The 23,465-nt window shown below is 41.2% G+C and carries 21 protein-coding genes and 1 other annotated feature; of the genes, 8 read left to right on the top strand and 13 right to left on the bottom strand.

Going from position 1 to position 23,465, the window contains the following annotated elements; genetic code table 11:
* The first annotated feature begins 51 nt into the window (after positions 1 to 51).
* Positions 52 to 1,404, top strand: coding sequence for a phage tail fiber protein (locus tag ACLPIE_RS06975; protein WP_430260948.1), 1,353 nt, complete (start codon positions 52 to 54; stop codon positions 1,402 to 1,404).
* 38 nt (positions 1,405 to 1,442) lie between these two features.
* Here ACLPIE_RS06975 and ACLPIE_RS06980 read toward each other — a convergent pair whose 3' ends face one another.
* Together ACLPIE_RS06980 and ACLPIE_RS06985 are read right to left on the bottom strand one after the other, a co-directional pair.
* Entirely contained in the window at positions 1,443 to 1,721 is a 279-nt protein-coding gene (locus ACLPIE_RS06980; protein WP_430260803.1) for a DinI-like family protein, read from the bottom strand.
* A gap of 161 nt (positions 1,722 to 1,882) precedes the next feature.
* Positions 1,883 to 2,965, bottom strand: a complete 1,083-nt coding sequence (locus tag ACLPIE_RS06985; protein WP_430260804.1) for a tyrosine-type recombinase/integrase — start codon at positions 2,963 to 2,965, stop codon at positions 1,883 to 1,885.
* Positions 2,966 to 3,343: 378 nt separating this feature from the next.
* On the opposite strand from ACLPIE_RS06985, the gene ACLPIE_RS06990 reads away from it, so the two are divergent.
* Both ACLPIE_RS06990 and ACLPIE_RS06995 read left to right on the top strand, forming a co-directional pair.
* A complete protein-coding gene (locus ACLPIE_RS06990) occupies positions 3,344 to 4,534 on the top strand; it encodes a multidrug effflux MFS transporter (protein WP_430260805.1) in 1,191 nt (396 codons plus the stop codon).
* Between the two features lie 141 nt (positions 4,535 to 4,675).
* The gene (locus tag ACLPIE_RS06995; RefSeq protein WP_430260806.1) at positions 4,676 to 5,320 is read left to right on the top strand and encodes a CatB-related O-acetyltransferase; all 645 of its coding nucleotides are present in this window, start codon (positions 4,676 to 4,678) and stop codon (positions 5,318 to 5,320) included.
* Between the two features lie 47 nt (positions 5,321 to 5,367).
* Here ACLPIE_RS06995 and ACLPIE_RS07000 read toward each other — a convergent pair whose 3' ends face one another.
* Positions 5,368 to 5,844, bottom strand: a complete 477-nt coding sequence (locus tag ACLPIE_RS07000) for a YbaK/prolyl-tRNA synthetase associated domain-containing protein (RefSeq protein ID WP_430260949.1) — start codon at positions 5,842 to 5,844, stop codon at positions 5,368 to 5,370.
* Positions 5,845 to 6,195: 351 nt separating this feature from the next.
* On the opposite strand from ACLPIE_RS07000, the gene ACLPIE_RS07005 reads away from it, so the two are divergent.
* Both ACLPIE_RS07005 and ACLPIE_RS07010 read left to right on the top strand, forming a co-directional pair.
* Entirely contained in the window at positions 6,196 to 8,373 is a 2,178-nt protein-coding gene (locus tag ACLPIE_RS07005) for a TonB-dependent receptor (RefSeq protein ID WP_430260807.1), read from the top strand.
* 60 nt (positions 8,374 to 8,433) lie between these two features.
* Entirely contained in the window at positions 8,434 to 9,420 is a 987-nt protein-coding gene (locus ACLPIE_RS07010) for an ABC transporter substrate-binding protein (protein ID WP_430260950.1), read from the top strand.
* A gap of 33 nt (positions 9,421 to 9,453) precedes the next feature.
* On the opposite strand, the gene hisIE is transcribed toward ACLPIE_RS07010, so the two are convergent.
* The 8 genes from hisIE to hisG are packed head-to-tail and all read right to left on the bottom strand — an operon-like array spanning position 9,454 to position 16,527.
* Entirely contained in the window at positions 9,454 to 10,065 is a 612-nt protein-coding gene (gene hisIE, locus ACLPIE_RS07015; protein ID WP_430260808.1) for a bifunctional phosphoribosyl-AMP cyclohydrolase/phosphoribosyl-ATP diphosphatase HisIE, read from the bottom strand.
* Positions 10,059 to 10,835, bottom strand: coding sequence for an imidazole glycerol phosphate synthase subunit HisF (hisF, locus tag ACLPIE_RS07020; RefSeq protein ID WP_430260809.1), 777 nt, complete (start codon positions 10,833 to 10,835; stop codon positions 10,059 to 10,061). The genes hisIE and hisF overlap by 7 nt, the downstream gene beginning before the upstream one ends.
* Entirely contained in the window at positions 10,817 to 11,554 is a 738-nt protein-coding gene (hisA, locus tag ACLPIE_RS07025) for a 1-(5-phosphoribosyl)-5-[(5-phosphoribosylamino)methylideneamino]imidazole-4-carboxamide isomerase (RefSeq protein WP_430260810.1), read from the bottom strand. The genes hisF and hisA overlap by 19 nt, the downstream gene beginning before the upstream one ends.
* Before the next feature lie 2 nt (positions 11,555 to 11,556).
* Entirely contained in the window at positions 11,557 to 12,150 is a 594-nt protein-coding gene (hisH, locus tag ACLPIE_RS07030) for an imidazole glycerol phosphate synthase subunit HisH (RefSeq protein WP_430260811.1), read from the bottom strand.
* A complete protein-coding gene (hisB, locus tag ACLPIE_RS07035) occupies positions 12,150 to 13,217 on the bottom strand; it encodes a bifunctional histidinol-phosphatase/imidazoleglycerol-phosphate dehydratase HisB (RefSeq protein ID WP_430260812.1) in 1,068 nt (355 codons plus the stop codon). Before hisB ends, hisH begins: the two co-directional genes overlap by 1 nt.
* A gap of 13 nt (positions 13,218 to 13,230) precedes the next feature.
* Positions 13,231 to 14,301, bottom strand: a complete 1,071-nt coding sequence (gene hisC, locus ACLPIE_RS07040; protein ID WP_430260813.1) for a histidinol-phosphate transaminase — start codon at positions 14,299 to 14,301, stop codon at positions 13,231 to 13,233.
* Between the two features lie 3 nt (positions 14,302 to 14,304).
* Complete coding sequence (gene hisD / locus ACLPIE_RS07045) at positions 14,305 to 15,621, bottom strand: histidinol dehydrogenase (protein ID WP_430260814.1); 1,317 nt, start codon at positions 15,619 to 15,621, stop codon at positions 14,305 to 14,307.
* 6 nt (positions 15,622 to 15,627) lie between these two features.
* The gene (gene hisG, locus ACLPIE_RS07050; protein WP_430260815.1) at positions 15,628 to 16,527 is read right to left on the bottom strand and encodes an ATP phosphoribosyltransferase; all 900 of its coding nucleotides are present in this window, start codon (positions 16,525 to 16,527) and stop codon (positions 15,628 to 15,630) included.
* Between the two features lie 41 nt (positions 16,528 to 16,568).
* Positions 16,569 to 16,696: a sequence feature (His leader region), on the bottom strand.
* 260 nt (positions 16,697 to 16,956) lie between these two features.
* Between hisG and ACLPIE_RS07055 the strand changes: the two genes are divergently transcribed.
* Positions 16,957 to 17,784 (top strand): SDR family oxidoreductase, encoded by an 828-nt coding sequence (locus ACLPIE_RS07055; RefSeq protein ID WP_430260816.1) that lies wholly within the window; start codon positions 16,957 to 16,959, stop codon positions 17,782 to 17,784.
* On the opposite strand, the gene ACLPIE_RS07060 is transcribed toward ACLPIE_RS07055, so the two are convergent.
* Complete coding sequence (locus ACLPIE_RS07060; protein WP_430260817.1) at positions 17,785 to 18,408, bottom strand: glutathione S-transferase family protein; 624 nt, start codon at positions 18,406 to 18,408, stop codon at positions 17,785 to 17,787.
* 231 nt (positions 18,409 to 18,639) lie between these two features.
* On the opposite strand from ACLPIE_RS07060, the gene ACLPIE_RS07065 reads away from it, so the two are divergent.
* A complete protein-coding gene (locus ACLPIE_RS07065; RefSeq protein WP_430260818.1) occupies positions 18,640 to 19,845 on the top strand; it encodes a serine hydrolase in 1,206 nt (401 codons plus the stop codon).
* A gap of 242 nt (positions 19,846 to 20,087) precedes the next feature.
* A complete protein-coding gene (locus ACLPIE_RS07070; protein ID WP_430260819.1) occupies positions 20,088 to 21,980 on the top strand; it encodes a coiled-coil domain-containing protein in 1,893 nt (630 codons plus the stop codon).
* An 83-nt stretch (positions 21,981 to 22,063) separates the two neighbouring features.
* Here ACLPIE_RS07070 and ACLPIE_RS07075 read toward each other — a convergent pair whose 3' ends face one another.
* Positions 22,064 to 23,431 carry an L-serine ammonia-lyase gene (locus tag ACLPIE_RS07075; RefSeq protein WP_430260820.1) on the bottom strand — a complete coding sequence of 456 codons (1,368 nt, stop codon included), beginning with the start codon at positions 23,429 to 23,431 and terminating at the stop codon, positions 22,064 to 22,066.
* Between the last annotated feature and the right edge of the window lie 34 nt (positions 23,432 to 23,465).

Raw genomic sequence — 23,465 nt, forward strand, 5'->3', positions numbered from 1 at the left:
ACAGGCACACGCTGGAAAGATAACACTACGCTTGTTTCAGTCGGTCAGGTTGTGCTGATTGAAAATGGTTCCAACTTGCTCATTAATAGCATTTATTCCATTGAAAGTAACACGGCTTTAACGTTGGAATTTCCTGTTTCAGCAAAACTGACTAATGCGAAATATATCATTCTAACAACAATGATTGACTCTATTTCTGATGGCGTTAATAAAGCGACGGCGCAGGTTATTGCGAGTGAAGTCTACACAGAAATTTTAAATCAGTGGATGACGGCTCAGGGAACCATTGATGTTGAATTACCGACTGGCCAGAAAATTAAGCTTCGCACGGTTGCAGAAATGGATAAGCAGCTAGAGGGGAAGCTTGATAAAAAAGGAGGAGCTTTAACTGGTTCAATATTGCTACCATCTGTCACTCTATCACGTAACAGCGGTGACCAATTAAATTTATATGCACCACAGAGTGATGATTCATTAGCATTTCTTCAATACAACACAATTGGTGGCTCATGGCATGGGAGGGTTGAAATTCCGAAAGCATCTGCAGGGTCTACAACTAAATTAATGTTAGTGGGTGATTATGGCCTAGGTGCTGCTGGATTGCCTCAATATGCGAATATGGGAACCGCTATTGATTACAGGTCAGGGTTTTACGGCATTAGAGGAACTGATACGGGTAAAATACCTGGTAGTGGTGGTTGTAATATCGTTCAAGTGGGGGCTGGAGCTTACTTTTTCCAGATGGGCAAAACAACATTAGATGACGTAGTTTATTTTCGCTCAGTAAAAGCAAGTCAACTTGGTAGTTGGATTAAAATATGGTCAGAATCAAATACAACCAAAGACTCAAACGGAAACTTAAAAGCAGCATCCCCGATTGTGAAACTATTCTCTGATGACTTTGAGTTAAACGACGAATCTGAAGGTGTTGAAATGGAACACCTTGGTGTTGGCCATTACCGCATTAAAGGTGTTGTGGGCTTTAATGCGGATGGTGCATGGGGTATCAATAACGGCTTTGTTATTCCGCAAGACCATAATGGTAAAAACATGGTTCTCATTGATTACGAGGTGAGACCAGATGGCGATATTGAAATTTTTGTTTTCCACCAACAGAACGCAGATATGCCAGAACGTTTCCAGAATAAGCGCATTAAGCACTTTGATGAAGAAGGCGTGCCTGTTTACTTCGAAAACTACGAACCTTGTGACGTGCCTGAATCGCGCTGGATAGACATGCGTGTCGAAATGCCACCTAACTCCCTCTACAATCAAAAGCAAGCTGAAGCTGAGAGACTCGCTAAGATAGAAGCAGAGCGATTGGCGCAAGAAGAAGCTAAACGTGTTGCGGAAGAAACGGAAAGGGCAGAGCAGGAAGCTGCGGAACAGGTGGAGCAACAATAAAAACTAATGCGCCAGCTCGAGTAGTTGGCGCATTTCGATCACTTATCAAAATATTCCACTTCGGCTTCTTGGGTTTCAGGAAGCCAATCACCATCGTTAAATATCTCTTCCAGCGTTTCTTCAATATACGTTTTCTTCTCATTCTTCCCAAGACCATCAATAGATAGATTATCTTGAGTACCCCAGTTTATATCGATATTTAGATCGGGGTATTTAGCACTTAATCTTTTTGCTATTTCTTTTTGCAATGCTTCAAAAGTACCTGTAGGTAATTTACCTTTTTTGTTGCTATTAAAGCGGATCTTGATGGCAACCATAAAACACTCCTTCGTAGATCAAACCAACTAGTTTTATATACAGTAAAATATAACTGTAATTATATACAGTAAATCACAATCAAAGATCAAGATATTTTGTTGGTTTTTATGTGGATTGAATGAGGGGGGATGCGCCAACAGTTCAAGCTGGCACATGTAGATCACTTTCCTGTTAACTTGTTATATTTGTCGTGAAGAGTTTGAGGAAATAATTCGGTGTAAACTTGCCATAGAGTTGTAAGTGATTTATGCCCTGTAACTTGAGCTACTTCCTCAATAGAAAATCCAGCTTCAAACAGCCTGCTGGCTCCCTCCCTGCGTAAATCATGATATCTTAGATCTTCGATACCTAAAGCATCCCTAACTTTATGGACACCTTTTGAGACTGACTGCGAGTTGTAAGGGAATATTTTCTCATCAGTTTTATCTTGTCTATTCAAAATATCCCACGCTTCACCCAGAAGCGGAACACTCATGTGATTTCCTGATTTTTTACGCGGGTCTTTTCTATCACGGACTATAACTGAGCGATTAGAGTAATCCACATCAGACCAAAGTATTTTGCAGACCTCTCCTATGCGCATGCAAGACAATATAGAAAACATGAAAATATCTCGATAAGGTATTCTGCATTGCTTTCTGGCTTGACGCTGAGTTAAAGCATCAAGAATTAACTGTGTTTCTTCCTTTGTGGGCCGTCTACTGCGAACATTAGATTTTGCTATTATTCCCATTTGATTAAGTATGGGCTTAGCATCCCTTGCTGGGTTGTCGGTATATTCAATATCAAACACGGATTTTGCTGAGTTTAAAGCCACAGTTAAGTAACTTACATCTTGGCTTACAGTGTTTGGTCCTGTGCCTGAAGCCCTTCTTAGCTTGCAATGTTCAATGACATCGTTAACAGATAACTTTGATAAATAAATATCCCCTAAAGAAGATGTTAATAGTGAATTGAGTACATATTTTTTCGTTGTTCCTGATTTCCCGCCTAGCCCTGGCTCATCTAAGTACATTCGAATTAATTCGCCTACTTTAATTTTTGTTGGCGATTCCGGCTTAGGTATGCCAACTTGTTCGATTTCGGCAACACGTCTAACCCCCCAAGATTTAGCCGCCGCCGCTTTACTAAATGTTTTATTTTCTCTATAAATATACTTTCCACCTTCTTTTACTCCAACTGTACATCTGTATTTTACAGTACCATCAGCTCTAGGGCGCTTTTCAACACTGTAATAAGCCATCTTTTATAACTCCATTTTGGGGGTGCTGTGAGGGGGGCTGAGATGGAAAAAATATACCAAAATGCACAGAAAAAAGCCAAAAAAAACATGATTAATATACAGTGTAAATATACATTGCATTGAAAAATAAAGTTATTTATAATTCGTGCTAATTGACGCTTTCCATACTGAATGGATGGAATGATCGATCATCATTGATTATTGATGATATAAAAGGCGCTAGGTTTAGCGCCTTTTTAGCAATAAAAATTACTACATATTTATTATTGAATAATTAATTTTACAGCTATTTTTTTGATAGTTCAGCAGGGTTTCCTGTCTATTTCACTTATTAATCTTTAAGTAAAAATATTTACTAGCCTATTTTAGACATAGTTTATGCGTAACTTTCTTATTTTATTGCTTTTATTAGTATTATTAGGCCCTTTAGGTATTGATTTATATTTACCGACGATCCCCGATATTACGAAGGATTTAGGCAGTAGTGAGTCGGTTATTCAGTCGACAATTGCTTTATTTATCTTAGTATTAGGGTTAGGACAACTAGTCTCTGGGCCACTAGTGGATAAATATGGGCGGAAACCTGTTGCAATCGCAGGAATGCTACTGTATATCGTGGGCTCTGGCGTTGCCATTATAGCTACGACCTCAGAAGTCTTTATTGCCTCAAGGTTGCTGCAAGGTGTTGCTGTGTGTTGCACTTCTGTTGTGGCATTTAGTTGTGTCCGTGACCGCATGAATGGCACTGAAGCTGCCCGTGCCTTTGGTTTTTTAAATGGCACACTGAATATTGTCCCTGCTTTAGCCCCATTATTGGGAGGCTTACTCGCCGAAGCTTGGGGATGGCGAGCCCCCTTTTGGTTTCTTGCCTTATATGCTGTAGTGATATTAGTTTTAATTGTCATATTTTTACCTGAAACGCGCCCAACGGACTTACCACAAGTCAAAAATAAGTTGTTTAAAACCTATTGGCGTATCTTGGGTAATGGCCAATTTATGACTTTTGCACTAGTTAATGCGGGTACGATGGGAATGGCGTTAACTTATGTTTCCCTTGCACCTAGTGTTTTGATGGGGGATGCCCAATTGACTCCGTTGGCATTTTCTATCGTATTTGGTATTAATGGTTTTTGGGTTATGTTTGCCAGCTATATTGCTAACTATTTTATTCACAAAATGGGGCGCCCAACCTGTTTGTTAGTGGGAAGTTCCATGATGGCTCTAGGTTGTTTAGGTTTGCTACTTGGTTTTGTTGTGTTACCCGAATTGCGACAAAATCATTGGATGGTGTATATGTTACCTGTCGCCTGTGCCTGTACAGGGTTGGCATTTATGATGGGAACGGCCACCAGCTACGCTTTGGAGCCATTTGGTCAGGAAGCCGGGACGGCTTCTGCGTTAGTCGGCTTTGTACAAATGGCAGGTGGTGCGGCATTGGGGTTATTCGCTATATCTTTACCAATAGCGCCTAAGTTGTCCCTTGCGATAGTGATGTTAGTGGGTTGTATTTTAGGGTTAGTGGCGAGAAAAGCCAGTTTGAAGCTAGCAGAGCCTCATTTAAGTTTATAGATAGCCGATAAGAGGGCATTAGATGTTAAACCCATTATTAAATCAGCCTCGAGTTGCTGATAGTGATGTATTTTGAGCGCGAATGCATCACTATAGAAAGCGTTCTATGGTAAATATAAACGGTTTAAAGGGTTTATTACCATGAAGCAAAAACATTGGTCAAAATACCAATTACTGCACGAAGTTGTGCAAAATCCCAATATTCATATTAAAGGCAAACATAGTTACTACAGTGATTGTTGGGATAATGGTTTTGAAGATTCAGTTGTTCGTTACCTGCAAGGGGATGAACAAAGCCGAGATTGGCAATTAGCGTGGGATGTAGACCAGCTCTACATTGGTGATTACGTCTGTATTGGCAGTGAAGCGGTAATTTTGATGGGGGGAAACCACACCCACCGTATGGATTGGTTTTGTTTGTATCCTTTTCTTGAATATATTGAAGAAGCTTATATCGGGAAAGGGGATACGGTGATTGGTGACGGAGTATGGATTGGCATGCGGGCTTTTATCATGCCGGGTGTCAAAATTGGTGAAGGCGCTGTTATTGCGACTAACAGTGTGGTCGTTAAAGATGTCGAGCCTTATTGTATTGTTGGGGGGAACCCTGCCAAGCCCGTTAAACACCGGTTTGCACCTGAAGTGATTACTGAACTCTTGGCGCTGAAAATCTATGAATGGCCAGAAGCCAAATTCGCCGCATTGAAGCGTGTGATTTGTGGGTCTGATTTTCAGGCACTAAAACAAGCCAGTATCGAATACGACCAACAGCGTAATCAATCATAGACATTTAGGGTTATTCTGCGGAATAACCCTTTTTTACGATTAGGCGGCTAACTTTCTTCTGTACGAACAAACTCCACTAAAGTGGGGGCAGCAATTCTTTGGTAATCTTCTGTATTTAAAATAATAGAGCGCTCTAATGTACCTGCATTAAAGGCTAATTCCTCAAAACGTTTAAATAAGAGTGGGTCTGCAATTAACTTTAAGTTAGGGTGAAAACTAAATGGGGGAATAGCACCGAACACACATTGAGTCAGTTCATCCACTTCTTTCGGACTTGCTAAGGAAGCACGGGTTCCCCCAATGGCTAATGCAATTTTACCTAAATCTGCTTGTTTATCAGCCGGTAAAATAGCCAACACATGCTGACGAATTCCATTGCCTTTAACATGGCATACTAGCCCTTTTGCACCTTGACCAAGCTGCGTCCCCCGTATTTTTGCCACTTCTTCTGATTTCCCCGCAGTGGGGTGCTCCATTACACGATATTTAGCATTATTTTTATCAAGTAACTGCGTGAGCTGCATAAAAATAGAATTTTCAGACACCGTTTTTCCCTTTAAAACCACATCAATATTAGAGAATAATAACAAGTTTAGATAGAGATACAACCTCGAAACAGGAGGTCATTAAAAAGCAAAATAGGCGAAATGTTATAAATTGCATATCAGATATGCTTTTTATCTGTTTTGTGCGTGGGTTTGTGGCTTTTTCTATTTCATCTTCTGCTGTTTATTTTATTTTCTTAAAATTCAATTTGTTATATTTATAATTTCATCCAAGGTAGTGAGAATGCTAATTGTTAAGAATTGAGTTAGATCATTTACGACGCATTTTATTATCGGTAATATAATATTTTATATAACGAAAAAGATAATATGAACCGTAAATTTAACTTATATGTAATATTGCCACTTATTGCAGGGGCCACTCCATCCATTGTTGCTGCACAAGTTTCTGAACAACTTGCTAAATCTGAGCAAGACCGTATGTGGGTAACGGCTGCATCATATGATGTTACGACAGAGTCGCAAGCCGGAGCCGGTTTTTTTACGTCTGCGGTTGATCTTGGTCCATTAGGTACTCGTGAATGGATTGATACGCCATATTCTACAACGACGGTTAGCCGCGAAATGATCAATAACCAACAGGCCAAAAGCCTGAGTGAGTTATTGAAATATGCGCCAAGCACACAGATGCAAGCACGTGGCGGGATGGATGTAGGACGTCCACAAAGCCGTGGTATGCAAGGCTCTGTAGTCGCGAATAGCCGCCTTGATGATTTATACATGGTTTCAACGACAGCATTCCCAGTTGAAATGCTTGATAGAGTGGAAATTATTAATAGCCTGACGGGAGCACTGTATGGCCCAGCAAGCCCCGCAGGGCAATTCAATTTCACGGCAAAACGCCCTGAAGATATTAAGCGTTTAACATTAGGCTACCAAAGCCGCAATGCCTATAGTGGCCATGCTGATTTAGGCGGTTATTTTGATGAAGACAAACGCTTTGGTTATCGGCTTAACTTGTTGGATGAGGAAGGCACTGGCAGTGTAGATGACAGTACACTACGTCGTAAACTTGCCTCAGTTGCACTGGATTGGAATATTCAACCGGGTACGCAATTACAACTGAATGCCAGCCATTACAATTTTGTGCAAAAAGGCTATGTCGGTAGCTTTAGCTATGGGCCTAAGATTAAACTGCCGAAAGCACCCAACCCACAAAATAAAAACTTGGCACTGCATACCGCAGGAAATGATTTAACGACTGATACCGTTAGCACTCGATTAATCCATGATTTTAATGAGGATTGGTCACTAAAAGCAGCGGTTGGTTACCAACAAGCGGATCGCGCAATGCGTACCGTGACCAGTACCATTCAAGATAATAATGGAACAATTGCTCGCTCGTTGACGGACTCACCTGCATCGGGGCGTTTTAGAGTATTAAGTAACTCAGTGGTGTTAAATGGGCATGTGGATACGGGGTCTATCGGCCATGACTTATCATTAGCGACTAATGGTTATGTGTGGTCGATTTATAGCTCAAAAGAGGACAGTATCCGACGCAATTTAGGCACCACCCATATTTATCATCCATCACCGATGGAAGAGCCTTCGGATGGCAAGATTCATACGGGGGGCTCACGTTATAAATCTGCTGAAAATAGTCAGCAAAGTATTACCATTGGTGACACCATCACCTTTGATCCGCAATGGTCAGCGATGTTTTATCTTAGTCAAAGCTGGATAGAAAGCCGTAGTTTTGACAAGCAAAACCACAAAACTAGCCAAACTAATACCCACAGCCTCAGTCCGCAAGCAGCGCTGATGTATAAAATTACCCCGAACGTGATGACTTATGTGAGCTATGCAGATTCGCTGGAGGAAGGGGATACGGCGCCATTAGGCCAAGGGATTAAAAATGAAGGACAGACTTTAGACCCTTATCGTAGTAAGCAATATGAAATTGGGGTGAAAGCGGATGTCGCGGATTTAAACTTAGGCGCAGCCTTATTCCATTTGGAACGTCCATTTGCTTATGTCGATAGTAATGACATGTTTCGCGAGCAAGGAAAACAAACGAATAGAGGGCTTGAGCTCACTGCGACAGGCCATGTGTGGCAAGGGTTGAATGTTTATAGTGGCGTCACTTTCCTTGACCCTAAATTGAAAGATACGGGCTTATCAAGTACGAAAGATAAGCGTGTTGTTGGGGTGCCTAAAGTGCAAGCGAATATGCTCGTTGAGTACAGTTTACCGTCAATGCCTGAACTGGTGTATAGCGCCAATGTACATTACACCGGCAAACGCGCAGCGAATGATACCAATACTAGTTGGATCGATAGCTATACCACACTGGACTTAGGGACGCGCTACAGCACCAAAATCAATCAAGTACCCACCACAGTTCGGTTATCAGTAAACAATGTGACCGACGAGCGTTATTGGGCATCGATTTTCCCAGGAGGAAGCAATGGGCAAGGCGGTGGTAATAGCGCCTTTATTGGCTCAGGCCGTGAAGTCCGCGCTAGCGTAACGTTTGACTTCTAATTCGCTGAATAAAAATAAGGAGCACGCTTTTTTACTTTCGAGTAAGGGAGCGTGATGGGTATGAGAAAAACGGCTTTTATACAAACGGTTATTTTGCTGATGGGGCTATGTATTAGTAGCTTATCTGACAGCAAAACAGATAACCCAGAATTGCGAATAGCGACGCCATGGCCGGCACAGAACACTATTATTATGATGTTGGGTTATGGTGAGCAGATTGTCGGCACATCGGTGATCGCGAAGAAAATTCCATTATTTCGCCAAATGTTACCCAACATTGATAATGTTCCAGTTATCAGTATTAGCAATCAATTAAATCCTGAACAAATTATTTCATTGCGTACTCAATTACTGTTTGTTGCTAAAGGCATGGACGTTCCTCAGCGCGATTTACTGGCGAGCGCAGGGGTAAAAGTGGTTGAATATCCTGCCAATTCACTACAAGCCTTGCAAGCTAGAGTACAAGCCACGGCAACCGAACTAGGCCCTGATGCAGAGAAAAAAGCCCTTGAATACCAACGTTATTTTGACCGTAACATTGCATTAGTGAGCGAGCGTTTAAGCGGACTTACTGAGACAGAAAAGCGTACGGTATACCACAGCATGGGAAATGCATTATTTACCTCTGGTCGTCCGTCATTAAACCAAGATTGGATGGATTTAGCGGGGGCAAAAAATGTGGCGGAAACGTGGTTTTCTGATAAGAAAAATAACTCAGGGGAGGTATTGCTAGAGGCGATTATTACGGCTAACCCTGACGTCATTGTAGCGATGAATAAAGAAGATGCTGAAATGATCATGTCATCTTCCCAATGGCGTGCGCTTGATGCGGTGAAAAATCAGCAAGTGTATGTAAACCCAAAGGGAATGTTCTGGTGGTGCCGTGAAACCTCCGAAGAGGCATTGCAGTTTCTGTGGTTAGCGCAAATCTTGTACCCAGAACGCTTTGCGGATATCGATATGAAGCAAGAAACGGCGGATTTTTATCTGAAATTTTTTGCTATTTCGCTCAGTGATGAGCAAATCGATAAAATTTTACATCCCTAAAATAGGCTGCCAGTCTCGCTGGCAGCAGATTATTTACTGATGACGCTCTTTTAACCGTTTGATTATCACGCTTAAATCAAGATTTTGATCCTGTAGTAACACTAATAAATGGTACATTAGATCAGCTGCTTCATTGGTCAGCTCAGCACGGTCATTTACGGTAGCTGCTAATGCCGTTTCCACGCCTTCTTCCCCGACTTTTTGTGCGATACGTTTAGTTCCACTGGCGTATAAACGCGCGGTATATGAGCTTTCTGGTGATGCTGTTTTGCGCGCTTTGAGTAAGGATTCTAGTTCAAATAAAAAGCCCCAATCACTCTGCGCTGGTGCAAAGCAGCTCTGTGTTCCGTTGTGGCAGGTTGGGCCTTCAGGCAGCGCGAGTGCCAGCAAGGTATCGCTGTCACAATCAGGATAAATATCCACAAGGTTCAAAAAGTGATTCGATGTTTCGCCTTTTGTCCATAAACGCTGCTTGGTGCGAGAAAAAAAGGTGACCTTGCGGCTTTCTATGGTGACTTGTAGCGCTTCAGGGTTCATATACCCAAGCATTAGTACGTCCCCTGAAACGGCGTGTTGAACGATCACAGGCATTAAATTATCGACTTTTTGCCATGCCAGTTGGCTACATTGTTCTGTGGTTAACATACTCTAATTTGAACTCCATTTTCGGCTAGGTATTGTTTTAAGTCACCGATATTAATTATTTGCTTATGGAAAACGGAAGCGGCTAAAGCCCCATCAACACGGGCATCTGCGAAGGCATCAAGGAAATGGACTTTTTCACCCGCACCGCCAGAGGCAATTAATGGCACTTGGCAAACTTCACGGACTTTTTTCAGTTGTACCAGATCATACCCTTGGCGTACACCATCTTGGTTCATCATATTTAAGACGATCTCACCCGCACCGCGTTGTTGGGCTTCTTTCACCCAATCGAGGGTTTTCCAGCGTGTTTGTGTCGTGCGCTTTTCATCACCAGTAAATTGGTAAACTTGGTAATCATTGGTGCTTTCATCGAACCAAGTATCAATGCCCACGACGATACATTGTACGCCAAAACGCTCGGCTAAGCGGCTGATCAGCGTTGGGTCTGATAGCGCAGGGGAGTTGATCGAGATTTTGTCTGCACCAAAAGATAAAATTTGCGATGCATCTTCAATGCTTTTAATACCACCAGCAACACAGAATGGAATATCAATCACCTCAGCGACCTTAGCCACCCAGCTTTTATCAACAACACGGCCATCTGAAGAGGCGGTGATATCATAAAATACCAGTTCATCAGCCCCTTCTTGGGCGTAACGTTGTGCTAAAGGGACGATATCGCCAATGATTTCGTGGTTGCGAAATTGTACGCCTTTGACGACTTGTCCGTCACGAACATCCAAACAAGGAATTATGCGTTTTGCCAACATTCGATTGCCTCCGCAACAGTAAATTTGCCTTCTAATAAAGCACGGCCGACAATCACTCCCGCAGCGCCTGATGCAGGAATAGCGGCGATATCCTCTAAATTACCGATCCCTCCTGATGCCTGAAAGGCAATATCAGGGAATTTTTGGCTCACTTCTTGGTATAAATTCACATTAGAGCCAGCTAAGGTGCCATCTTTAGAAATATCGGTGCAAAGCACATGCTTTAAGCCATAAGGGCGATAAATTTCAATAGCTTGCTCTAAAGTTAGGTCTGAATTTTCTTGCCAACCGCTGATAGCGATTTCTTTTACACCTTTGTCATTAATACGCACATCTAATGCAAGAACAATGGCTTCTCCGCCATAGGTTTCAAACCATGATTTAACCAATTCAGGTTGGGTGACTGCGGTGGAACCAATCACCACACGGGTTGCTCCTGCCTCAAGTAGCGTCTTAACATCCTCTTCGGTACGAATACCGCCACCCACTTGCACAGGTACGCTGACACCCGCTAATAATTTTTTCAGTAATGGAATTTGGCGTTTTTGTGGGTCTTTTGCACCGGTTAAATCGACGAGGTGCAATAATTTTGCCCCTTCTTGTTCATATTGCTGCAAACGAGGAAGTGGGTCATTGCCATAATCCGTTTGCTTGGCGTAATCACCTTGGTGCAATCGCACCACCGTACCATCGATTAAGTCTAATGCAGGAATGATCATGATTACATCTCCAAAAAGTTTTGAATCAAGCGAGCCCCTGCGGCACCAGAACGTTCTGGGTGAAATTGGACACCATAGAAGTTATCGCAATTCACCGCGCTGCTAAACGGGTTGCCATACTGAGTTTGTGCGATAGTATTGCTGGAAATTGGCATCGAATAACTGTGTACAAAATAGAAATAGGCATTATCTGGGATGTCCCTAAACAAAGGGTTTCCTGCTAGGGCTTTAACCTGATTCCAGCCGCTATGTGGAACTGGAAGCCCATTGGCATCCATTTTTTGTACAGGACTATCAATTAACCCCAATAGTGGCACCGTTGATTGACCTTCTTCACTGAATGAACCGAGTAATTGCATGCCTAAACAGATGCCTAACACTGGTTGGGTTAGTGCTTTTATTAACGGCACTAATTCACGCTCAGTCAGCTTTTCCATGGCCGCGCTAGCCGTGCCGACACCCGGCAAAAAGACTTTGTCTGCCTGCAAAATGGTGTTGGTATCACGGCTAACTACAGGAGAATAGCCTAAACGTTTCACGGCATAGGTTACGGAGGCTAAATTGGCACAACCTGTATCAAGGATAACAACGTTCATTAAAGAACTCCTTTCGAACTTGGTAATGTGTCCCCTTCAACACGTATTGCTTGGCGCAAGGTACGGCCAAAGACTTTAAACAAACTTTCTGCTTTGTGATGATCGTTTTTCCCTTTCGTTTTGAGATGTAAGGTGCAGCCCATTGCGTAAGAAAGTGAACTAAAGAAGTGCTCGATCATTTCTGTGCTTAAATCACCGACACGTTGATATTTGAATTCGGCTTTATATTCAAGGTGTGGGCGGCCTGAAATATCCAGTGCGCAACGTGCTTGGCATTCATCCATTGGCAGCACGAAACCAAAGCGAGCAATTCCGCGTTTGTCGCCTAGCGCGATTTTCAACGCTTCACCTAAAGCAAGGCCAGTGTCTTCGACGGTGTGGTGGTCATCGATAAATAAATCACCGTTGACTTCAACATTTAAACGGAACCCGCCATGTGTGGCGATTTGGTCTAGCATGTGGTCAAAGAAACCTACGCCAGTATTGATTTTGCTACCGCCTTCTTGGTCTAACCATACTTCAACTTGGATATTGGTCTCTTTGGTAACACGTTTCACCAGTGCATGGCGGTTACGTTTGGTTAATTGCGCTGTAATCGCTTCCCAACCAAGATCGGTTGGATTATAGCGCAACCCTTTTATCCCCATGTTTTTAGCGAGTTGAATATCGGTTTCACGGTCACCAATCACATAGCTATTTTCACTATCGAGTACGTTGCTATCTAAATAGCGTTCAACCAACTGAAGTTTAGGTTTACGACATGCACAGTTATCTTCAGGTTTATGGGGACAAATTAACACTTCATCAAACTTAATACCTTGAGACTCAAAAACTTGCATCATTAGATTATGAGGTGGTTCAAAGTCAGCGGTTGGAAAGCTGTCTGTCCCTAAACCGTCTTGGTTGGTTATCATCACTAAACGGTAGTTGGCTTTTTGCAGTGCAAGTAAGCTTGGAATGACGGCTTTTTCAAAGGCAAGTTTGCTTAAGCTGTCGACTTGAAAGTCCGTTGGCGGCTCAGTAATTAATGTACCATCACGGTCAATAAAAAGAATTTTCTGGCTCATGAGTCATTCCTAATTAGCAAAGTGCTGCAATAGCGTCAATAACACGGGTGTTTTCAATTTCAGTTCCGATAGTGATACGCAAGCAATTAACAAGACCCGGCTGTTTGCTTTGGTCTCGTAAGATAATGCCTTGATCCCATAGGGCTTTAAATACTTTATTGCCATCGGTAAAGCGAACTAAAATATAGTTGGTTTCGCTGGGATAAACATGTTCGACTACCGATAAATCGCGCAGTGCCTCGCTCAGTGCAATACGGTTTTCTGTGACGGTTGCCACACGGCTTTTCATTGCTGTAATACCTTGCGGTTCAAGTGCTTGCGCAGCAATCATCGCAACAGGGGTTGATAATGGGTAAGGGGCGATTACCTTCAATAACACGTCAATCACTTCAGGGGAAGCCAAAGTAAAGCCACAGCGTAGCCCAGCTAAGGCAAAAGCTTTGGATAAGGTTCTCAAAATAACCAGATTTGGGTATTTCGCTAACCAGCTTGCTACGCTGTATTGTGGGCAGAATTCGATATAGGCTTCATCGACCACGACTAATGCACGGCCCGCCGCCATATCTAGCACTTCACGTAATTCTTTATTATCAATAATATTGCCGGTTGGGTTATTTGGGCTACAAATATAAATCAATTTGGTATTCGAAAGATTGTCGCGGATAGCGTCAACGTTGAGCGACCAATCCGGCAGCGCTAAAATTGTCTTTTGTTCAACGCCAAAAGTTTCAGCGCTAACGCTGTACATGCCATAAGTCGGTGGGCAGAACATCACTGCATCTTTACCCGGCTCGCAAAAGGCACGGATCAATAATTCGATAGACTCATCGGCACCGCGGCAAACTAGCACTTGCTCGGGTGCGATTTGAGCATAGGCGGCATAGTTTTGAATAACTGCCACTGGTTGGCATTCAGGATAGCGGTTTAGGTTATGTTCACTAAATTGATAATCAGGAGCAATCGGATACTCGTTGGCATTGAGCCAAACATCACCATTTCCCCCTAAGCGGCGCGCCGACATATAAGGGGTCATGGTTTTGACATTTTCACGTGCAAGACTGGCGGCATTAAATGGTTGGCTCATGACTTACTCCTGATTTTGTTTTTTTAATTCGTTAACGCGTAAGGTAACGGCATTTTTGTGAGCCGTGAGCTGCTCTGCTTGCGCTAAGGTTTCAATGGTGTTGGCTAAGCCTAATAACCCTTGTTTTGACAGCTTTTGCACGGTCATTCGCTTCATAAAATCCGCGAGCCCAAGGCTTGAATAGGTTGCAGTATACCCGTAAGTCGGTAATACGTGATTGGTGCCTGATGCGTAATCCCCCGCTGACTCCGGTGACCAATCCCCGACAAACACTGAGCCCGCACTCGTGATAGAATCGACGAGTTCATCGGCATTGCGTGTTTGTAAAATCAAGTGCTCAGGGCCATAGCGATTGCTAATTTCGATACATTGAGCGATGGAATCGGCAATGATGACTCGGCTTGCTCCGAGTGCTGCTCTGGCAATCTCAGCGCGTGAAAGCTGTGCTAATTGCTTTTCTGTTTCTTCGAGTACTCGCTGGGCAAAGTTTTCATCGTCAGTTAATAAAATAACCTGCGAATCAGGGCCATGCTCGGCTTGGGATAGCAAGTCTGAGGCTGTAAATGCAGGGTTTGCTTGGTTATCAGCAATCACTAACACTTCAGAAGGCCCCGCAGGCATATCAATAGCCGCTCCATCATGGCTTTGACTCACTTGGCGTTTTGCCTCAGTGACATAGGCATTACCGGGGCCAAAAATTTTATCAACCTTAGGAATACTTTGGGTACCAAATGCCATCGCTGCAATCGCTTGCGCACCACCCACTTGGAAAATATCGTGGATACCACACAGTTTCGCTGCATATAGAATTTCATCTGCGATCGGTGGTGGTGAACACAGGATAATTTTTCGACAGCCTGCAATGTTCGCAGGGGTTCCCAACATCATGACCGTAGAGAGCAATGGCGCAGAGCCGCCTGGGATATATAAACCCACCGCATCGATTGGGCGTGTGACTTGTTGGCACACTACGCCTGCCTGTGTTTCCACTCTAATCGGAGTGGGTTTTTGGGCTTCGTGAAAACGACGAATGTTGCCAATAGCTGTTTTCATTGCTGTTTTGATTTCATCGCCAAGACGAGCCTCTGCCGCGTTAACGGCATTTGCAGGTACTCGTACTGTTTCGATTTCAGTTTTATCGAAACGGCGGCTTAGTGCTTGGAGGGCGGCGTCGCCCTCGTTACGGACTTGGTCAATAATTTGGCTCACCGCAGTACTAATGCCGCCAGAGGCCGCAATAGCGGGGCGCATCAGTAAAGCGCTTTGTTGATCTTGATTACAAGCCGACCAGCGAACAGGTTGGTTAAATCCCATTTTCATGATGTTTTACTCCATCATTTTTTCAATTGGCAGCACAAGTATAGAGCTTGCTCCTAATGCCTTGAGTTTTTCCATTGTTTCCCAGAACAAGGTTTCTGAGCTGACCATGTGCATGGCGACACGGCTTTGTTCACCAGCTAGAGGTAAAATGGTTGGGCGTTCCGCCCCCGGTAGTAAGGCGATGATCTCTTCGAGTGTTTCACTTGGTGCGTGTAACATGATGTATTTGGATTCACGCGCTTGAATGACACCTTGAATACGAGTCATCATACGGTCGATAAGCTGCTGTTTGTCGGCTGACATTTCACCATCACGTTGGATTAAACAGGCTTTAGAACGATAAATAACTTCCACTTCTTTTAGACCGTTGGCTTCTAATGTGGCACCCGTAGAAACAAGGTCACAAATCGCATCTGATAACCCTGCACGCGGCGCCACTTCCACAGAACCGTTTAAAAGACAGGACTTAAATTGAATGCCTTTTTGGTCGAAATAACGTTTTAATAAGTGCGGATAAGAGGTGGCAATACGAGCGCCATTCAAGCATTCTGCGCCAGTGTAGTTAAAATCCAATGGCGCGGCTAATGATAGGCGGCATCCACCAAAATCGAGGCGACGCAGTGTTTTGTATTGAGGATTTTCACCTTGTGCGCGGCGATTTAATAACTCCTCTTCAAGAACGTTTTCACCAATGATCCCTAAGTCAACAACACCGTCCATGACCAGTCCTGGAATATCGTCATCACGAACACGAAGTAAATCAATAGGCATATTTTCTGCATAAGCAATCAAGCGTTGTTGTTGTAAATTGATTTTTATACCACAGCGAGCGAGCAGTTCTCTTGATTCTTCACTCAGACGGCCTGATTTTTGAATTGCAATACGTAAACGTGATTTATCCAACATAATTTTACCCCATATCCCTTTAATAAACTTTTTGTTTTAAAACGAAAAAACCCTCGGAAGATAATCTTCCGAGGGTTCTCTCAATTTGCATTTCAGCCACCGGAAGATTCGTTGATCGTCTTCCAGCACACATCGCCCGAAAGACTAATCAGGATGATGGTGATGATGATGGTTGCGTGAAATACGATTCATAATGTCTTCCGTTCTTTTAATAACATGAATGATTAAACATTCAATATGCCAACTAAATACTGATTTCTATTCAACCTATCCGATTTCCCACTATGAATGCAACCTTTTTTTAAAAAATAACCAATAATAATTAGTTGATGCGCTTTTATAGTGATTAATCTTTCATAAATTGTATTCGGAAGTTTTATGATATTCAGATAACCTATTCTTAAATTCAGCGGGTTGAGGAAAAGTCCTATGAAAAAAGTGGCAATTATTGGTTTAGGCTGGGTGGGGTTACCCCTAGCGCAGGCTTTACAGGCAAATGACTGGCGAGTGGTTGGAACTAAAACGACAACCGATGGCGTTGATGCCGCAAGAGCCGTGGGGATTGAGGCTTATCCATTAACCTTAACGCCAGAACTTGAATGTGCCTCAGAGGATTTAATTCAACTGATGTCAGAAAGTGAGGCGCTAGTCATTTTGCTCCCGCCCTCAAAAGTGAATGTCGAACAATATGTTGAGGCGATAGAAACTGTAGTTAATTGCGCCGTGACTTATCGTGTTCCTAAAGTTATTTTCACGTCATCTACATCGGTATATGGGGAACAAAATGGTGAATTAACAGAGGAGGCAGAACGCAAGGGCTCAACGGCTTCTGCAAGAGCGTTAATTGCAGCGGAGCAATGGCTTCACCAGCTACCGAATATTTCGGTGGATATTCTACGGTTAGCGGGATTAGTGGGAGAAAAGCGTCATGCAGGGCGTTTCCTTGCGGGTAAAATAGAGGTGAAAGGGGCTAATCAGCCTGTCAATATGGTGCATCAAGATGATGTGATTGACGCTATTTTATTATTGCTACAGCAGCCAAAAGGAGGACATATTTATAATCTTTGTGCGCCAATTCATCCAACGCGGGCCGAATTTTATACTCATGCAGCCCAATCTATTGGGTTAGTCCCACCTCAGTTTATTGAAGAGGAGAGTATATTAGACGGAAAAATCATTAACGGTAATAAAATTTGCCAAGAACTCGGATTTGAATACCAGTACCCAAACCCAAGTTTGATGAATATGACTCTGTGATTATTTAATCGGGATCATGACGATTTTTTGGAACGCAGGACGCGTAGTCAGCTGCTGGTACCAGCGCTCCAAATTTGTAAATTCTGGGCGCTGCGTGACGATTTTATGCCAAGGGTAAAATAGTGGTGCAATAGCAATGTCTGCGATACCAAATTTATCGCCACTGAAATAGCTTTGGTTGGCTAACGCATTGTCAGCAATTGTTAGTAACTGATTAATATTGCTATAAATAATTTTAACTTGTTCCGGGTCTCTATCCGTTTCAGGGACACGCACAATTTTGTTCATCATCTGTTTAATGTGGTCGAATAAATTAGCACTACTCCAATCCATCCATTTGTCGGCTGCTGCTCGTTCTTGCACATCTTTGGCCAGTAATAAGTGAGAGTGATCAAACTTTTCCGTAAGGTAACGTAAAATCGCATTTGATTCCCACAGTGTAAAGTCATCATCCTGTAGAGTTGGAATGGTACTGTTTGGATTCATTTTTTTATATTCAGGTGTATCTAACCCACCAAATGGGCCACCCACATCTTTTTGATTATAAGTGATTTTCAGTTCTTCTAAACACCAAAGTACTTTTTTGACATTGGAAGAATTGACACGTCCCCATACAGTTAACATTGCTATCTCCTAAATTGGTTTTTGTCATTAGCCATCGTTAAGATAGTTTAAATTTACATAGAGACACAATCTTTATTTCCTATTGGTGGCCTATGTGAAAATAAAGTCTTATATTAAACCGAGTTAGATTGCGTTATCGATTTTGTCACAGCGACAGGTTCATCGTTTAGTGATGTTGAGCAAGCAAGAATGAAATTTTGTATGTTTTATGAATAAGTAAAGGAATAACCGATGAGTAAAAAATTATTGTCCCTAAAAACCCGCCAAGTTGGTATTGGGTTGAGTCTATTGATTGCCGTAAGTGGAAGTGCTTATGCGGCTCAGACCCCGGTTGCTCCTCAGGTTGATGTGAAAGCTTTTGTCCTAATGGATTATAACAGCGGAAAAATTCTCGCATCGGGTAACCCAGATGAACGTTTAGATCCTGCAAGCTTAACTAAGATTATGACCAGTTATGTGGTTGGCCAAGCGGTAAAAGCAGGCAAAATTACACCGCAAGATATTGTTACTGTCGGTGAAGATGCATGGGCGACGGGGAACCCTGTGCTAAAAGGCTCTTCATTGATGTTTTTGAAACCTAAAGATCGCGTTTCTGTGTTGGATTTAAATAAAGGGATTGTTATTCAGTCAGGTAACGATGCCAGTATTGCACTTGCCGATTATGTTGCAGGGAGCCAAGACTCATTTGTGAGTTTAATGAATCAATACGTGCAAAAGCTGGGTTTGAAAAATACTCATTTTAAAACCGTTCATGGTCTTGATTCAGAAGGACAATACAGCACTGCGCGTGATATGGCACTGTTAACACAAGCGATGATCCGTGATGTTCCTGATGAATACGCACTGCACAAGGAAAAGGAATTTACCTTTAATAAAATTCGTCAGCCTAACCGTAATCGTCTGTTATGGAACCAAAATTTAAAAGTTGATGGTGTAAAAACGGGGCACACGAGTGGTGCAGGCCATAACCTAGTCGCCTCTGCAACAGAAGGCGATATGCGGTTGATTTCAGTTGTATTGGGAGCACCAAGTGACCGTGTTCGTTTTAGCGAAAGTGAAAAATTACTGACATGGGGTTTCCGTTTTTTTGAAACAGTCACGCCAATTAAAGCAGATGCGACTTTGAAAAAACAACGTGTCTGGTTTGGTGATACTTCAGAAGTTGATTTAGGTGTTGCCGATGACGTTTCAATTACTATTCCAAAAGGGCAATTGCAAAATTTAAAAGTGGATATTCAACTAACTAACGATTCACTTGAAGCGCCTCTTGCTAAGAACCAAGTAGTGGGAACGATTAATTTTATTCTTAATGATGAAGTTGTCGAACAACATCCTTTAGTGGCAAAAAGTGCCGTTGAGGAGGCAGGGTTTTTTGGCCGAATTTGGGATTACATCATGAAAACAATTAGTGGCTGGTGGAGTGCCATTTTTGGGTAATAAGCAATAATAAGTTAAATAAATAAAAAAGATCTCTTTTGAGATCTTTTTTATTGCATGTGAAATTATAGTAATCGCTAATTATATAATGTCCAATCTTTTTACAGATAAACTTCAATTGCAATAGTTCGAATTCAATTTAATAATTATTGAAATCGTTTGGTGTCTAATGTTTTTATTTATTAGTAATAATCATTCGATATTCATATGTTATTTCAATTTATTAAAATGGAGATTTATTAATGGATATGACCATAGAAGAAAGAACACAACAATTAGAAAACCGATTAAATAAAAAAGGTATTGGTGAGAACACTGTTAACGGTGGGAAAGTAGAAAATAATGGTATAAATACTGGTGTAATGCAAGGTGGAGATTCTGTTGATACTGGTTATGGTAATGGTATTGTAACCGGTGGGAAAGTAGAAAATAATAATATTAATAATCATATAATGGCTGGAGGAAAAGCCACAAATGAAGGTATTAATAATGGTGTTATTGAAGGGGGGGGAAGTTTAAATGAAGGCGTAAATAATGCTAGACTGTCAGGTGGTAAAGTATTGAATACTGAAAATGCAATTAACGAGGAGCGGTCTTTTATTAAAGGGGGGGATTCATTAAGAAAATTACAAAAAGATATTAAGGAGTACAAGGAAACGCTTCAAGAGTATAGAAATGAAAAACAAAAAGAAAAAGAAATGCTAAAAGATTTAGCATTAAAAGATGAAAAAATAAACGAGCAAAAAATAACCATAAATAACCTAAGGCAGGATTTAAAAAATAAAGAAATTGATAGTAAAGAAATAAATGAGCTAAAAACTGACCTAAAGTCGTCACAAGATTTGGTTAAAAAATTAAAAGCAGAAAAAAATAAATTGGATTTAGAGATAAGCCATCAACAACAAAGAAATGAAGAATTAAAAAAAGAGTTAATCACTAAGGAAAAACAATATATTGAAGAAAGGAAAAAATTAGAAATTGACATAAAAAATCATATGAATGATTTAATCAAGTATAGGAATGATAATAAAGCACTAAAAGCAGAAATTGGAGAAGTGAAAAAAAATAATGTTAAAATACACCAAGAGTTTTTATCTTTAAAGAAAGAAAAATTATCCTTGGAAGCAACATTTAATAAATCCAAAGAAGATAAGGTTAGATTAACTAACGAGTTGGCAACAAAAACAAAAGAGCTAACTACATTACAAGGTTTATTAGGAGAGAAAAAACAAGAGGTTGATGGGCTAAATCAAAAATTATCACAAGAAACTAAAGAACTAGAGCTGGTAAAAAAGAAATTATTAGATACGAACAGTGAATTAGATAGTTTAAATTTAAATTTAAATGATCAGGCTAATAATAATATAGAACTAAAAAGTAAAATATCAGAATTGACAATACAAAAAAATAAATTAGAAAATGAATTATCAATAGCGAATGAAAAGGCAGTTAATAGTGATAATCAAATTAAAATAGCACTCGCAGAAATATCAACATTAAAAGAAACTAGCAATGGATTAAGGCATGAAAAAAATAAATTAGAGCTAGAGATTAATTCTTCTAAGAAAGCGTGTAAAGAACAAAATGAGAAATTAGCTAATGTTAAAGCTGAATATAAAGAATTGAAAAATAAATATGATACAGTAAAGGCTCAGCTAGAAGAATTTACGAAGCAACGTAAAGATAATAAAGATGAAATTAGCCGTCTGAAAATAGAAGTTACTAAATATAAAAAAGATTTAGATACCTCTAATGAAAAGTTCAGTCAATTGCAAAAAGAATTTGAACAACATCAAGATTTATATAAAAAAACGGGTGAAGAGAAAAAAGAACTAGTAGATAAACTTAAGAATATTGTAGAAATTGCTAATGGAGAAAAAACATCAATTACCTATAAAGAAAATTTAAACTTACCTTGCGCAGTAATAAATAACGGTAGTAATCGAGGTAGTGTGAGAGGTGGTGATATTTCTAATATAAATAACTATAATATAGATGGCGAAGATGCTATCGATAAAATAGCGGAGCTTTCAAGTGGTTTAGCACAAAAAGGAGAAGCTGTATTGGTTGAATCATTAAAAGGATTAGATAATATATACAATAAAGCTATACCATTTATTTGCAATAAAATTTAAAGCTTTCTATTTGTTAGTGATTAAAAATTAATTCTCAATTTAAAATGCCTGTACTAAGCAGGCATTTTTAGGTATAAAATTAACTATTCACAGTGTGCTAATTTAATTGCTAAACCACCTTGGGATGTTTCACGATACTTAGCGTTAATATCTTTACCTGTTTCGTACATTGTCTCAATAACTTTATCAAGACACACTCGGGGATCACTAACACGACGTAATGCCATACGTGCAGCATTGACGGCTTTTACTGAAGCGATAGCGTTACGTTCAATACAAGGAATTTGAACTTGCCCCCCAACGGGGTCACAGGTCAGACCTAAATTATGTTCCATAGCGATTTCTGCAGCAATACAAACTTGCTCAGGGCTACCGCCCATTAATTCAGCAAGGCCAGCAGCGGCCATTGAGCAAGCGACTCCGACCTCGCCTTGGCAACCCACTTCAGCACCGGAAATTGATGCATTCATTTTATATAACGCACCAATGACACCGGAAACTAAAAAATAACGGGTGTATGAGTTTTCATTCACAGGGCGAATGAATTTATCATAATAAGCTAATACCGCAGGCACAATACCACATGCACCATTGGTTGGCGCAGTGACAACTCGGCCTCCAGCCGCATTTTCTTCATTGACTGCCAGCGCATACATATTGATCCAATCAATTACTGCCATTGGGTCCATATTGGTGTTATCGGTTGTCACGAGTTGACGACGTAGTGCGGCTGCCCGGCGTGGTACACGTAATGGGCCGGGTAGCAAACCTTCCGTTGTGACACCCCGTTCAATTGCAGATTTCATGACATCCCATATGGATGAGAGGTATTGTTGAATTTCTTCTTTACTATGCAATGCTAATTCATTCTGCATCACGAGTGCGGAAAGTGATAATCCTGTGTCTTTACAATGTTTTTGCAGGTCAGCCGCATATTTAAATGGGTAAGGGACTTGCACAATATTTTTATCTGACTGGCCAAAGTGTTCTTCATCGACGATAAAACCACCACCGATAGAATAGTAATTTTTGCTGTAAATAACGTCATCACCACTGAATGCTGTAATACTCATTCCATTTTCATGTAGTGGCAGATTAGTACTATGGAAGTTCATTCCCCCGTTAATAGGGAAATCGACTTCATGTTGCCCATGAGCAAGAGATAGCCTCTGTGTTTGTTCAACGTTGCGTATAAAAGCGGAAATAGAATCGATATCAATGGTATCTGGCAAATTGCCAGCAAGACCCATGATAATCGCCATATCTGTGGCGTGGCCTTTTCCTGTTAAGGAAAGAGAGCCGTAGACATCGACGGTAATACGTGTAGTTGCTGTGAGTAAGTGATGTTGAATTAGGTCATCAACAAATTGTTTGCCCGCTTTCATAGGTCCTACAGTGTGGGAGCTTGAAGGGCCGATACCGATTTTAAAGATATCAAATACACTTATCATATTCAGTGCTTCCTTTTGTAGAAAGTCATTGAAA

The sequence above is a fragment of the Providencia sp. Me31A genome (assembly GCF_050487165.1).
GTDB lineage: Bacteria > Pseudomonadota > Gammaproteobacteria > Enterobacterales > Enterobacteriaceae > Providencia.

Excerpts from the sequence above, each read along its gene's own strand:
- hisH (WP_430260811.1), bottom strand. The coding sequence starts at position 12,150 with ATGAACGTTGTTATCCTTGATACAGGTTGTGCCAATTTAGCCTCCGTA.
- ACLPIE_RS07010 (WP_430260950.1), top strand. The coding sequence starts at position 8,434 with ATGAGAAAAACGGCTTTTATACAAACGGTTATTTTGCTGATGGGGCTA.
- ACLPIE_RS06995 (WP_430260806.1), top strand. The coding sequence starts at position 4,676 with ATGAAGCAAAAACATTGGTCAAAATACCAATTACTGCACGAAGTTGTG.
- hisC (WP_430260813.1), bottom strand. The coding sequence starts at position 14,301 with ATGAGCCAACCATTTAATGCCGCCAGTCTTGCACGTGAAAATGTCAAA.
- ACLPIE_RS07055 (WP_430260816.1), top strand. The coding sequence starts at position 16,957 with ATGAAAAAAGTGGCAATTATTGGTTTAGGCTGGGTGGGGTTACCCCTA.
- hisIE (WP_430260808.1), bottom strand. The coding sequence starts at position 10,065 with ATGTTAACCACAGAACAATGTAGCCAACTGGCATGGCAAAAAGTCGAT.
- ACLPIE_RS07005 (WP_430260807.1), top strand. The coding sequence starts at position 6,196 with ATGAACCGTAAATTTAACTTATATGTAATATTGCCACTTATTGCAGGG.
- hisB (WP_430260812.1), bottom strand. The coding sequence starts at position 13,217 with ATGAGCCAGAAAATTCTTTTTATTGACCGTGATGGTACATTAATTACT.
- ACLPIE_RS06985 (WP_430260804.1), bottom strand. The coding sequence starts at position 2,965 with ATGGCTTATTACAGTGTTGAAAAGCGCCCTAGAGCTGATGGTACTGTA.
- ACLPIE_RS07065 (WP_430260818.1), top strand. The coding sequence starts at position 18,640 with ATGAGTAAAAAATTATTGTCCCTAAAAACCCGCCAAGTTGGTATTGGG.
- ACLPIE_RS06990 (WP_430260805.1), top strand. The coding sequence starts at position 3,344 with ATGCGTAACTTTCTTATTTTATTGCTTTTATTAGTATTATTAGGCCCT.
- hisA (WP_430260810.1), bottom strand. The coding sequence starts at position 11,554 with ATGATCATTCCTGCATTAGACTTAATCGATGGTACGGTGGTGCGATTG.
- ACLPIE_RS07075 (WP_430260820.1), bottom strand. The coding sequence starts at position 23,431 with ATGATAAGTGTATTTGATATCTTTAAAATCGGTATCGGCCCTTCAAGC.
- hisG (WP_430260815.1), bottom strand. The coding sequence starts at position 16,527 with ATGTTGGATAAATCACGTTTACGTATTGCAATTCAAAAATCAGGCCGT.
- hisD (WP_430260814.1), bottom strand. The coding sequence starts at position 15,621 with ATGAAAATGGGATTTAACCAACCTGTTCGCTGGTCGGCTTGTAATCAA.
- ACLPIE_RS07000 (WP_430260949.1), bottom strand. The coding sequence starts at position 5,844 with ATGCAGCTCACGCAGTTACTTGATAAAAATAATGCTAAATATCGTGTA.
- ACLPIE_RS07060 (WP_430260817.1), bottom strand. The coding sequence starts at position 18,408 with ATGTTAACTGTATGGGGACGTGTCAATTCTTCCAATGTCAAAAAAGTA.
- ACLPIE_RS06980 (WP_430260803.1), bottom strand. The coding sequence starts at position 1,721 with ATGGTTGCCATCAAGATCCGCTTTAATAGCAACAAAAAAGGTAAATTA.
- ACLPIE_RS07070 (WP_430260819.1), top strand. The coding sequence starts at position 20,088 with ATGGATATGACCATAGAAGAAAGAACACAACAATTAGAAAACCGATTA.
- hisF (WP_430260809.1), bottom strand. The coding sequence starts at position 10,835 with ATGTTGGCAAAACGCATAATTCCTTGTTTGGATGTTCGTGACGGACAA.